The following is a 12,009-nucleotide window of genomic DNA, read 5'->3' as shown; positions in this document are numbered from 1 at the left end:
TTTCAAATTACCTGGAATAGAGAGAGAAACCCGAAACAAAGGAAGGGATCATCATGATTACGGAAAAAGGAGTATGGAACCGGCTGCGGACGCGGCTACTGTTTACGGGCCCAACCTTGTTTGCCTTCATAACGGTAATGATTATTCCATTTTTGTATGGCATCTATCTGACGTTCACAAACTGGGATGGTATTTCCACCACACTATCGCTGGTAGGCATCCAAAACTATCTGGCTGTTTTTAGAGATATCGAGTTTTGGAAGTCATTCGGCTTGACGCTCAAGTATGTGTTTTATACCGTTGTTCTTATCAATGTGATCGCTTTTATGCTGGCTTATGTGCTGACTAAAGGGTTAAAAGGGCAGAGTATTTTCCGGGCAGGATTTTTCCTGCCCAACCTTGTCGGGGGCATTGTACTCGGTTTTATCTGGCAGTTTATATTCAACAACGTGCTTGTCTATTTGGGACAACATGCCAGTATACAGTCGCTCAGCACGACTTGGCTGGCTGATCCCGACAAAGCGTTCTGGGCACTCGTGATTGTAACGGTGTGGCAGAACGCGGGTTACATGATGGTCATTTACATCGCGGGATTGACGGGTGTGCCGAATGATATTATGGAGGCCGCAAGCATTGATGGGGCAAACAGCTGGACCAGACTGCGGAAAATGGTATTGCCCTTGATGGTTCCTTCTTTCATCGTATGTATATTTTTGTCCCTGCAACGCGGATTTATGGTCTATGACGTGAACCTTGCGCTCACGAAAGGTGGGCCGTTCAGCAGTACTCAAATGGTGTCGATGCATGTGTATGAAAAGGCATTCCTTTCCCGTGATTATGGTGTGGGGCAAGCAGAAGCATTCGTGTTGTTCCTGATGGTTGCTCTCATCACTCTGCTTCAGGTTTATTTTAGTAAGAAGTTGGAGGTGGAGGCGTAATGACAAGAAAAAGAGTTGCTTCCTCCGTAATCAAATTCATTGTGCTGACAGTCATACTCATATTGTTCATCGTACCGTTCGTCTTTCTGCTGATCAATTCGTTCAAAGAAAACATGGCCATCACCTCAAATCCGTTATCGCTTCCAGAGAGCTACAGTATGGTCAATTATATGAATGCATTTGATAAAATGAATTACATCGCTGCCTTCACCAACTCATTGGTCATAACGGTGTTAAGCGTTCTGTTTATATCGCTGTTTGCGGCGATGACGGCTCATTATTTTGTCAGAAACAACACCAAGTTCAACCAATATACATTTATGCTGATGGTTGCATCCATGATCATTCCATTCCAGGCTATCATGATTCCATTGGTGAAAATCTACGGGTCACTTGATCTGCTGAACAGTAAGTGGTCGCTGATTTATATGTATATCGGTTTTGGTAGCTCGCTGGCCGTCTTCATTTATCATGGTTTCGTAAAGAGTATTCCAAAAGAACTGGAGGAAGCGGCGCTAATTGACGGCTGCACGCGGGTTCAAACATTCTTCCGGATCGTGTTTCCGGTACTGATGCCCACGACTGCCACCATTTCCATTCTCAATGTGCTGTGGATCTGGAATGATTTTCTGCTGCCTTCCCTCATTCTGGTCGATCCGGAGCAAAGGACACTTCCGTTGTCCACGTATAACTTTTATGGAACCTATACAGTGGATTATGGTCCATTGATGGCAAGTTTGGTACTGACGATATTTCCGATCATTATCATCTATCTGTTCGCCCAGAAGTATATTATTCAGGGTGTTATGCAAGGTTCGATTAAATAATTGTAGGAGTAGGATGCCTTATCAAACAGACTAGAACGTATACGAGAGAGCGTGCAGATCAATTTATTTCCCAATCGAAGCATATGCTTCGGCCGGATTATCGGCTGAACTACCATTTAATGGCTGAATTCGGCTGGATGAATGATCCGAACGGCTTCATTCAATATAACGGGCAGTATCACTTGTTCTATCAACATTACCCGTATAAATCAGTATGGGGACCGATGCACTGGGGACATGCAGTCAGCCGCGATCTTATGAAGTGGGATTATCTACCGGTCGCTTTGGCACCGGACGGCGAGTTCGACCAGGATGGCTGCTTCTCTGGCAGTGCGATAGAGCAGGACGGGAAGCTTGTCCTGATGTATACCGGACATGTTGTAACCGGGCCTGACAAGGATCAGGATTACAAGCAGTCACAAGGGATTGCAGTATCGGAGGACGGGGTGACATTCGAAAAGTGGGAGGGCAATCCGGTCATCGGTTATGACGCCGTACCGGACACGATCAGCCGTAAAGACTTCCGTGACCCTAAGGTGTTCAGGCACGAAGATCAATATTACGCCGTTCTTGGTTCTAATGATGCCCAAGGGAACGGACTTGTACTGCTTTATCGTTCTGAAGACCTGAAAAGCTGGACGTATGTCAATGTACTAGCCGTGAGTGACGGACGTTTCGGCGATAATTGGGAGTGTCCGGATTTGTTCCCGCTTGGCGGTCGGCACGTATTTATGCTGTCTCCACAGCGCATGCCCCCTCAGGGAGAAGCATACCGCAATCTGCATTCCACCATGTACGGTATAGGTGATTTCAATGCGGAGGCTGGAACATTTACGGCAGAGCGGTATGCTCAGGTAGATCACGGATTCGATTTCTATGCCCCGCAGTCAACCTTGGATGATAAAGGGCGGCGAATCGTCATCGGATGGATGGATATGTGGGAGTCGGAGATGCCGACCCAGCAAGGGCACCATTGGGCGGGGGCAATGAGTCTTCCGCGGGAAGCGGTTATCGACCACGACAGATTGCTGTTCCGTCCGCTTGAAGAGGTGGAAAATTACCGATCCAATCTGTTCGAACAGCGGGATATCTTGCTGACAGGCGAGCAGATCATGGAAACGTTCGGAGATAGCTACGAACTGAAGGCGGTATTTGAGTTCGAAGCCAGTAACACCAATGAATTCGGCTTGAAGCTGCGAGTGGGCGACGAAGAGGAGACTGTACTCTCGTATCGTCCCGATGACGGTCTGTTCCGTTTTAACCGTGAGCGTGCAGGTATAGGCCCGGGCGGAGAGAGAAGAGTGCCTTTAAACTTAAACGAGGGCCGTCTGGAGCTTCGGATTTTTGTCGATAAAAGCTCGGTGGAAATATTCATCGGCGACGGTGAATACGTCCTCACAGGAAGAGTGTATCCGGGAGCAGAATCTACAGGCATTCGAGCGTTCACGAGCGGAAAGTGTACGATGGCTTCGTTTCAGAAGTGGGATATCTCCACATAGAAATGCATGATAAACAGGAACCCGACCCTTGATGGTCAGGGCTCCTGTTTTTTTGTAGAATTGTAATCGTGTGATTTACACAAGCTTATTTTGAAGATAGGCATCAATTTTTGCGAGGGCTTCTTCTGTACCGCCAGATTGCTGGAAGCTATCATTTATTTTTTGTACGCCCTCTTTATACGTTGCGTTCGACAGTACCTCATGTACGGCATCTCTTAACGATTGTACATTGATGTGGTCTTTGGTTATGCGATAGCCAGCTTGAAGTTCTGTTAACCGCTGCGCGACCATGGGCTGATCCTTGTCCTGCGGCAGTACAACCAAGGGTACGTTAAAGTGAATTCCTTCATTTACACTATTCATTCCACCATGAGTAATAAACACATCTGAATGACGTAATACCTCCAATTGGGGAACATAGGGCGAGATGATAAAGTGCTCTGGCGCCGGATTGATTTTCGTAAAGTCAGCTTTCTCGCCAGCTGCAATCACGACGATACCTTCAAAATCGGAAAAAGCTTCAATACAGGTGTTAAAAAAGTCTTCAGTATGGTCCAGAACAGTTCCCATCGAAATATACAAAACCTTTTTATCCTCTAGTCTGTCCAGTGGAAATGAATTTTCCCCTTTACGTTCTGGAAAGCTGGGACCAATAAAGAGATTCTCGTCACCATACTGTTCACCGTCTGGTTGGAAATATCGACTGGTATATACAACATTCAAAGCCCCTGTATTGCTCATAAATTGAACCATATTTTCGGGAGCAACACCGAACCTTTCTTTCATGAGCTGCAGTGAGGTCGTGGCATGTTCATCAAGTTGAAACGGCTCTTTTTCATTAAAGCGAAAGAGATTGGTAGCCATCCGATTCTGTGAAATCAGAAAAGATGGGGAGGAAGCAATACCAGGGATTTTCAAATAGTCTCTAACTAACTCGCCAGCTCCGAATCTATCATAGAATACAAAGTCAAAATCAATGCTTTTAGACAGTTGCTGAGTAATTGCTAATATGTCCAGCGAAGTCTGAATATGAATTTTCATAAATGCACTCAACCCATCCGGAGTATTGGAATCAATAGAAGCGGTCCTGACCAGATCAGAATGCAGGTGAACCTTCGCTCCAACTGCTTCGAGTCTGTCCTTGTATTTCTCAGTTGTAATGTAATGTACTTGGTCCCCTCGTGCTGCAAAGGCTTGCGTCATCCCAATCGTAGGGTTCACATGTCCTTCTGCCGGAAAGTTAACCATTAATATGTTTAACATTCATCATTACTCCTTTTCTCTACAATTAAGATTGCAGTTTTCACTGAATCTCTCAATCCATAATAACAATAATATTTATTTTTTCAAATGATATCCTTTCAAGATCGTGAAACACATGTTGGCATGAAATATGTATAACAAATATTTACCTCGTGCATAGTAAGGGGGAACTCTACTTAGCAAGGGAGGTTTTTTCTAAGTGAATGTTCAAAGAGCGCAAGAAATAGCGTCTTCTTCCATAATGGCGAATGTGTTGTGTGATGGGCTACCCATTTATATTCAGCATGTGAATGAACAGCGTGAGACGGCACGGATCTATGCGCTGAACAACCCGGAAGAAGAACGGGAAGTACCTTTGTACGCGTTAACAGAACGAGATCAGACCCTTGAATAGAAAGGAGCGACGTGAAAAATGAAACCGAACCAACAGAAAGAGATTGAGGCAGATCGTTTGAACTTTCGTGATCAGACGGATGATGTGGTCAGAGAAGTACCGGCCACAACGGATGCCAGCGAAGCTGTTGCAGCAATGACTTCACATATCAATAAATACGATGTACCAGATGAGTTGGAAGAAGAATAGTAAGTGGTCAAGCGCGCACAGGATAACCTGCTGCGTGCTTTTTATATGACGCATAACTTGGATGGTATCAAACAAAAAGTATTCAATGCCCAAACGTACAAGTGAAGCTGCCCATGTGTACGTTTTTTTCTTTTCGTTTTTTTGTAAAATAATATATAAATGATTTCTGTTCAAACTAAATGGACTAGGCCGTCATAGTGCCATTATCTCTATTAAGTCGAAAAGCCGAATTTAGAATTGTAGGAGGGAATTATGAACGATGAATTCAATGTACAGGTCCAGAATGTAGATCCGGAAATAAGTGAAAGTGAAGGTGAATTTGAGAAGAAAGATATTTCAAAAGTATTAACTATAATATGGATTTTTATAATTTATAGTGAGTCTGTCATTCTTCAACATTTGTCTAGTGGTCTAAATCTGCTGCAAAGTGTCTTATTTACTGTAATCGTCATATTACACATCCTCTTGTACTTGCATGCTCAAAGAGTTGCAAAATATTTTTCATGGGCTTATTTTGTTGTGCAAGGGGGATTGATCTTTTCAAGTGCATTTCTTCTACCTGACAGTTTCTCCATTGTGCTGGTTGGGTTAATGCCAATTTTGGTGGGTCAGAGTATAGGTATTTATTACAAGCCGCTTAAGGTCATTCTTGTATTTTTGATCTCTTATGTACTTTTTTGTGTGGCTGTGGTCTGGCATAATGATGGCAGGCAATTTGTATTGTTCATCCCGCTATTTTTTCTAATTGCAGTTGTTATAGTAGCTTATGCCATTCTTTTTCTCAAACAAGTTCAAGCACGAATCCGAACGCAAAACGTTCTTAAAGAACTTGAAATCGCACATCAAAAGGTCGAAGAACTTACAATTGCTAACGAAAGACAACGTATGGCCCGTGATCTTCATGACACGCTGGCGCAGGGGCTTGCTGGGCTAATCATGCAACTTGAAGCCATTGATGCCCATCTGACAAAGGGAAGTACGCAAAGAGCTCAGGAGATCGTCCAACAATCGATGTCACAAGTGCGAAGAACATTGTCTGATTCAAGGCGAGCTATAGACAATCTGCGTTCGAAAACCATCTCGGAAGTTGATTTTGCAGAAGCCGTGGAGGAAGAAATACAGCGATTCACAATGGCTACGAGCATTCGTGTAATCCGCAACATCAAAATTAAAGCTTCGGTTCCCAGACTGGTGTTCGAACATGGATTGTTTATTATAAGCGAGTGTTTAACCAACGTAGCGAAGCATTCACATGCGAATACTGTATGGATAAGTATTTTGGATAACGAAGGCAAGATTGAAATCGAGATTCGTGATGATGGAAAAGGATTTGATACGGATATTATTGCCAAGCAAACAGGGCATTACGGAATAATAGGTATACATGAACGTGTACGGATGCTGGGTGGGAAAATCAATATCAGCAGTATATTTCAAGAAGGTACGGCTATAAAAATAGAGGCGCCTCTTACTAAAGGAGACCTATTATGAAATACAAGATTTTAATCGTCGATGATCATTGGGTAGTTAGAGAAGGATTAAAGCTGGTGCTGGAGACCCATGACAGCTATGAAGTGATTGGTGAAGCGGGAGAAGGTGTAACGGCTCTTAAATTGATCGAAGAACTTCAGCCGGATGTCATCCTGTTGGATTTATATATGCCGCAAATGAGTGGTTTGGAAACCATGAAGGCCCTCAGAGAAAAACAAAATGAAACGCCAGTCATTATCCTGACGACCTATAACGAAGATGATTTAATGATTAAAGGACTCTCTTTGGGAGCAAAAGGATATTTGTTGAAAGATACCAGTCGGGAAAACCTATTTCGCACGATTGAGTCTGCGCTAAGGGGTGAAACGCTGCTTCAGCCAGAAATAACAGCAAGGGTATTTGCTGCCACGAATAAGAGAGAAGCTGAGGCAAAGTCACATGAAAGAAACTTAGTTCTGACTGATAAGGAAAGACATATATTAAAGTCTGTTGCACATGGTTTTAAAAGTAAGGAAATTGCGTTTGATATGGGAATTTCCGAGCGTACCGTAAAGGCACATTTAACGAATATTTATAACAAGCTTGGTGTTGATTCCAGATCTGAAGCCGTTGCTGTTTCGTTGGAACGTGGTATTTTACAGCTTTAGAAATAATAACTGAAAATATGTTATTTATTTGCCCAGTCGTACATAAGGTGCTTGCCCCTTTGTACGATTTTTTTGTTTGTTCATTGTTATAACATGAAAAAAGGATGAAAAAGTTTACTTGACCCACGGGTTGCTGATAGCACCTTTAGAAGAGAGAATCAGGGAGGATGACATGAAGTTGAAGAAAAAAGGAATTAGGATAATGATTGCAGGGGTTGCATTAGCTATCGTAGCTTCCGGTTGCTCCAGTGCAACGGAGAACTCTGTAACAGAAGCCAGTCACCCGGTGAAAGTGGAGAAACTTGCAATGAAACCTTTGGCCAATGATTTTAATTTGGCGGGGACATTGCAGGCAAGTAATGAGGCCAATGTTTCCTTTGAAGCGGATGGACGTATATTGAGCACTATGGTTGAGGTTGGGGATTCAGTAGAAAAAGGGAGTGTCCTTGCGAAGCTAGATACATCCAATTACCAGTTGCAGCTGGATCGGGCAAAGGCAACCATGGAAAAGGCAAAGGCTGGTGTTAGCCAAGCGGAGGCTTCTGTCCAATCGGCACAGGCGGGCATTCATAGTTCGCAATCCCAGGTCAATGCGGCCCAATCGAAATTGCAGGAATTGAACAATGGCGCCAAAAAGCAGGAGATAGCACAGTCTCAAAATGCGGTTACTGTAGCAACTAATAATTATAACAAGAAGAAAGCGGATGCCGCACGCTCCCAAAGTCTATTCCAGGCAGGTGCGGTATCTTTAACGGAAAATGAGAATGCGCAGCTGGAATTAGCAAACGCACAAAAAAGCTTAAGTGATGCGCAAGAGAAATTGTCTCTTTTGCTTGCAGGGGCATCCCAGGAACAGCGTGCCCAAGCTTCGGCCGGCGTAGATCAGGCCAGAGCAGGGCTGGAATCGGCTAGGGCTACTATACAACAAGGGCTAGCCAGTAAAGCTCAGGCACAGGCTACCTATGATGATGCATTGGCTGCTTATGAACAGTCATCCTTGTCACTGAAAAAAGCGACTTTAACCTCCCCGATCACTGGTGTTGTGATTGAAAAAAAGATATCTGATGGTCAACTGGGCTCCAGTGGAAGTGAGGCATTTGTTGTCGGAAATATCAAGACTTTAAAAGTACTCCTCCCCGTACCAGACAGTGAAATCTTATCGTGGAAGAAAAACCAAAAAGTTAATATATCTCTCTACGATGAAATGAGAACAGGAACCGTCACCCAGATCTATCCATCGACGAACTCCAAAACGGGAAGCATCAATGTGGAAGTTAGCATTCCCAATCCCGAACTGAATTGGAAGCCTGGTCAAGTCATCAGCGCATCTAAAAGCATAAATCAAAACGAAGCGCTTTTAGTGCCCGTAGAGGCCGTAATTAGTACGGGAAATGATCCTTATGTCTTTAAAGCTGTAAATGGAAAAGCTGTCAAAACACCGATTAAACTGGGGAAAGTGACTAATAATCAGCTCGAAGTGGTCTCTGGGCTACAGGCAGGCGATCAAATCGTTACGCAAGGAGCAGGAACCTTATTTAATGGTGATTTACTTGGGAATGGTGTACCTGGGAAATCGGAGGAGTCGTCCGAATGATTAAATATATCGTTAAAAAGCAAAAAATTACACTCATTTTCTTCGCCATGTGCATTGTGCTAGGGCTCTACAATTTTACATCGTTACCTAAACAGGAGCAGCCTGATGTTATTCCCTTGTCAGCCAGTGTTACAACCATCTATCCAGGCGCTTCACCTGAAAGAATCGAGCAAACCATTACTAAGGTCATGGAACAGAAAATTAAAGCCGTACAAGGTGTCAAAACGATTTCTTCCACTTCATCTAAAGGCCAATCTAGTATAATAATAGATGCTTTTGAAGATGCGGACCCGACAAAGGTGTGGGCTGATCTTCGTACAAAGGTACAGGATGCACAGTCTGAGCTTCCAGCAGATGCGATGCAGCCCATTATTAATGATAGCATGACAAGCTCTTTCATTGGTTCATACGCGATTACTTCTGATAAAATTGAGAATTTATACGCGTTAAATGAATTGATGAACAAATGGAAAGATCAATTAAAAACGGTCTCGGGTGTTTCGCAAGTTAATATTCAAGGAATACCAGATCAAGAAGTACGAATTAGTTTAGACACACAAAAGATGCAACAATATAACATCTCCTGGGAGCAGGTTGTTCAAGCAATCAAAAATGAGAATGAGAGAGTTCCTACAGGAAGTATGGATTTCAATGAGCGTACTTATCAGTTGACGGTAAATGCCTCTACGGATCCATCTATCCTAAATAACGTCCAGATTTCAAGCAATGACGATGGATACCCGATATCTCTGAAGGATGTAGGGACAGCCTCACTTGTTTTTAAAAAAGCGACTAGTTATACGTATGTGAATAACAAGCCTGCTATTTCCATCAGTGTGAGTGGAGATACAGGCACAGACGTGCCAACGGTATCTAAAGCGACAACAGCCAAAATCAGTGAACTTGTGAGCGGTTTGCCGAAGAATGTACATTTTGAACTACTTTTTGCGCAAAATGATCGAGTCGATGAAATGTTTGGAAACCTGACCAAAGAGATGATCATCGCTATTATATCGGTCATTGTTATATGTACATTAGGTTTGAATTTGCTGACTTCAGCATTTGTGGCCTTAGCCATTCCTGTTTCCATCGCCATTGGCTTTATCTTCTTGCCCACAACAGGAATCACGCTGAATCAAATTTCAGTCATCGGATTAATCATCGTATTAGGAATATTGGTTGATGATGCCGTCGTGGTCAATGACAACATTGAACGCCGACGCTCTGAATTTGGGGAAGATGCTACGGAGGCGGCCATTAAAGGGACGAAAGAGGTATCCTTATCGATCATTACAGCTACGCTAGCTACGGTTGCGGCATTTGCCCCGCTTTTATTCCTGCCGGGCACTATTGGTGACTTTATTAAACCGATACCTACCGTTATTTCGTTAACGATGCTGGCTTCCATGATTATGTCGTTAACAATTATTCCTATTTTCCGTCAATGGTACGATCAACGTCGTAAAGGAAAAGAGAGTAGTAAGACAGTTAAGCCACCTGGACTTCTGGGGAATCAAATACAATCTCTATCCAATGTGTATTCTAAAAACTGGATGCCTAGAATACTGCGACGTCCACTGTTAACAGCGCTTATTGGTCTTATGATGGGTACAGCAGCTTATGGACTACTTGCTGTTGTTCCCATTGAATTATTTCCGGATTCCGATCAAGCGGATGCCACGATTAGCGTAACGATGCCAGAAGGAACGTCGTTGCAGGCAACCAATCAAGTTGTAAACGAGATTGGGAGCTGGGTCAAAAAACAGCCAGAAACAGAGCGGCTGGCGGCAACGGCAGGTGGAGGAGCGCCTCAGCTGTATAGTGATGTTGCAGGCGGTCATGGCTCTGGGGGAGCGGTCAACGGCCAAATTGCTGTCGTTGGAAAAGAGGGGATATTTGATCTCAAAAAAACAGTAGATAACTGGACCCATACGCTACAAGCTAAATATCCATCTGCATTAATCAGCATTCGTGTTCCCCAATTAGGTATTCCGGTCGGCAGTGCGGTGTCTATCCGTATTAAAGGAGAAGATATTGATAAGCTGCAAAACATGACAACTAAAGTCAAAGAAATGGTTGCGGGGACCCCCGGAGCTGTAGATGTGACCGATAATATGGGTATGCAAAGCTATAATCTGAATTTCCAAATCAATCAGCAAGCCTTGGATAAATATCAGGTTAGCTATTCCGATTTAACGCGTACTTTGCTATTAATGGGTGACGGGGTGAATGTAACGGATTTTGATACGGGTAAGGAATTGCTTGATGTCAATATATACATGAACAAACCAAACCAAGATCCTGAGGTATTATTCCAACAATTAAGTGTGAACAATGCGGCACGGGAGCAAATACCTTTATCCCAATTAGCCACGATGAAACCGGACTTTTCCATCCAACAAATCCACCGTTATGATCTGGAACGGACGGTAACGATCTCAGCCAATGGAAATGGGCGTACGGCTACAGAACTCACTAATGATATCCGTAGCAAACTTACAAATACCCAGTTTGAACCAGGCTACACCTGGGAGATGGGAGGGGAAACATCTGCGCAGTCTGATATGTTTAAGGACTTGGGCAAATTAGCTGTTATTGTTATTTTCCTTATTCTCCTCTTGATCACCATGCAGTTTTACTCGGTGTCCACACCGCTCATTATTATGACTACTGTTTATCTGGCAGCGGCAGGGGGAATCCTTGGAAGTTTTATTTCAGGGATGCCCATTGGATTCATGAGTATTATGGGGATCATTTCACTTGCTGGTATCGTCGTGCGTAACGGTATCGTGCTGATAGAGTTTATTGAAGATGCGCGGCGTGAAGGCGCTGATTTAACAGACGCCATTCTAATGGCATGCTCTGCCCGTTTCCGTCCGATCTTGCTTACTTCGCTAACTGCCATTGTGGGTATGATTCCTATTGCCACAATCGGGGAGATCTTGTTCAAACCGTTGGCAACAACCATTATTTTCGGACTGATTTTTTCAACTATTTTAACATTGTTTGTAGTTCCGACGCTGTATATGGTCGTAGCTCATCTGAAGCTGAAACGGAAGCATAAGAAGCAAAAGGCTATAAATAGCGATAGTTCATTGACCTTGTAGGTAAATATATAATACAGGATCGTACATTAGGCGAGAGTCTTAATGTACGGTTTTTTTATT

The 12,009-nt window shown here is 43.5% G+C and carries 10 protein-coding genes; 9 read left to right on the top strand and 1 reads right to left on the bottom strand.

Annotated elements, in window-relative coordinates:
• Nucleotides 1-53 precede the first annotated feature (53 nt).
• From MKY75_RS21510 to MKY75_RS21500, 3 genes are all read left to right on the top strand, one after another.
• Entirely contained in the window at nt 54-938 is an 885-nt protein-coding gene (locus tag MKY75_RS21510; protein WP_029519358.1) for a carbohydrate ABC transporter permease, read from the top strand.
• A complete protein-coding gene (locus MKY75_RS21505) occupies nt 938-1,765 on the top strand; it encodes a carbohydrate ABC transporter permease (RefSeq protein WP_340886488.1) in 828 nt (275 codons plus the stop codon). Before MKY75_RS21510 ends, MKY75_RS21505 begins: the two co-directional genes overlap by 1 nt.
• A gap of 83 nt (nt 1,766-1,848) precedes the next feature.
• Nucleotides 1,849-3,264 carry a glycoside hydrolase family 32 protein gene (locus tag MKY75_RS21500; protein WP_029519355.1) on the top strand — a complete coding sequence of 472 codons (1,416 nt, stop codon included), beginning with the start codon at nt 1,849-1,851 and terminating at the stop codon, nt 3,262-3,264.
• A gap of 75 nt (nt 3,265-3,339) precedes the next feature.
• Here the strand turns inward: MKY75_RS21500 and MKY75_RS21495 are convergent, their stop codons facing one another.
• On the bottom strand, nt 3,340-4,527 hold the full coding sequence (locus tag MKY75_RS21495) for a macrolide family glycosyltransferase (protein WP_029519354.1): 1,188 nt from the start codon (nt 4,525-4,527) through the stop codon (nt 3,340-3,342).
• Nucleotides 4,528-4,726: 199 nt separating this feature from the next.
• On the opposite strand from MKY75_RS21495, the gene MKY75_RS21490 reads away from it, so the two are divergent.
• The 6 genes from MKY75_RS21490 (at nt 4,727) to MKY75_RS21465 (ending at nt 11,949) form a co-directional block, all read left to right on the top strand.
• Nucleotides 4,727-4,921, top strand: a complete 195-nt coding sequence (locus MKY75_RS21490; RefSeq protein ID WP_016820419.1) for an H-type small acid-soluble spore protein — start codon at nt 4,727-4,729, stop codon at nt 4,919-4,921.
• Nucleotides 4,922-4,939: 18 nt separating this feature from the next.
• Nucleotides 4,940-5,110, top strand: coding sequence for a hypothetical protein (locus MKY75_RS21485; RefSeq protein ID WP_013373210.1), 171 nt, complete (start codon nt 4,940-4,942; stop codon nt 5,108-5,110).
• Between the two features lie 252 nt (nt 5,111-5,362).
• Nucleotides 5,363-6,601, top strand: a complete 1,239-nt coding sequence (locus tag MKY75_RS21480; protein ID WP_029519353.1) for a sensor histidine kinase — start codon at nt 5,363-5,365, stop codon at nt 6,599-6,601.
• Nucleotides 6,598-7,248, top strand: a complete 651-nt coding sequence (locus MKY75_RS21475) for a response regulator (RefSeq protein WP_069011601.1) — start codon at nt 6,598-6,600, stop codon at nt 7,246-7,248. Before MKY75_RS21480 ends, MKY75_RS21475 begins: the two co-directional genes overlap by 4 nt.
• Nucleotides 7,249-7,420: 172 nt before the next feature.
• The gene (locus tag MKY75_RS21470; RefSeq protein ID WP_029519351.1) at nt 7,421-8,842 is read left to right on the top strand and encodes an efflux RND transporter periplasmic adaptor subunit; all 1,422 of its coding nucleotides are present in this window, start codon (nt 7,421-7,423) and stop codon (nt 8,840-8,842) included.
• Nucleotides 8,839-11,949: an efflux RND transporter permease subunit gene (locus MKY75_RS21465; RefSeq protein WP_340886485.1), complete on the top strand. Its 3,111-nt coding sequence runs from the start codon at nt 8,839-8,841 to the stop codon at nt 11,947-11,949. The genes MKY75_RS21470 and MKY75_RS21465 overlap by 4 nt, the downstream gene beginning before the upstream one ends.
• The last annotated feature ends 60 nt before the right edge of the window (nt 11,950-12,009 follow it).

The organism is Paenibacillus sp. FSL L8-0663, from assembly GCF_038008125.1.
In the GTDB taxonomy this organism is placed as follows: domain Bacteria; phylum Bacillota; class Bacilli; order Paenibacillales; family Paenibacillaceae; genus Paenibacillus; species Paenibacillus polymyxa_D.
The sequence above is the reverse complement of the archived record's forward strand: the minus strand, read 5'-3'. Positions and strand labels throughout refer to the sequence as shown.

Excerpts from the sequence above, each read along its gene's own strand:
- MKY75_RS21510 (WP_029519358.1), top strand. The coding sequence starts at position 54 with ATGATTACGGAAAAAGGAGTATGGAACCGGCTGCGGACGCGGCTACTG.
- MKY75_RS21505 (WP_340886488.1), top strand. The coding sequence starts at position 938 with ATGACAAGAAAAAGAGTTGCTTCCTCCGTAATCAAATTCATTGTGCTG.
- MKY75_RS21500 (WP_029519355.1), top strand. The coding sequence starts at position 1,849 with ATGCTTCGGCCGGATTATCGGCTGAACTACCATTTAATGGCTGAATTC.
- MKY75_RS21495 (WP_029519354.1), bottom strand. The coding sequence starts at position 4,527 with ATGTTAAACATATTAATGGTTAACTTTCCGGCAGAAGGACATGTGAAC.
- MKY75_RS21485 (WP_013373210.1), top strand. The coding sequence starts at position 4,940 with ATGAAACCGAACCAACAGAAAGAGATTGAGGCAGATCGTTTGAACTTT.
- MKY75_RS21480 (WP_029519353.1), top strand. The coding sequence starts at position 5,363 with ATGAACGATGAATTCAATGTACAGGTCCAGAATGTAGATCCGGAAATA.
- MKY75_RS21475 (WP_069011601.1), top strand. The coding sequence starts at position 6,598 with ATGAAATACAAGATTTTAATCGTCGATGATCATTGGGTAGTTAGAGAA.
- MKY75_RS21470 (WP_029519351.1), top strand. The coding sequence starts at position 7,421 with ATGAAGTTGAAGAAAAAAGGAATTAGGATAATGATTGCAGGGGTTGCA.
- MKY75_RS21465 (WP_340886485.1), top strand. The coding sequence starts at position 8,839 with ATGATTAAATATATCGTTAAAAAGCAAAAAATTACACTCATTTTCTTC.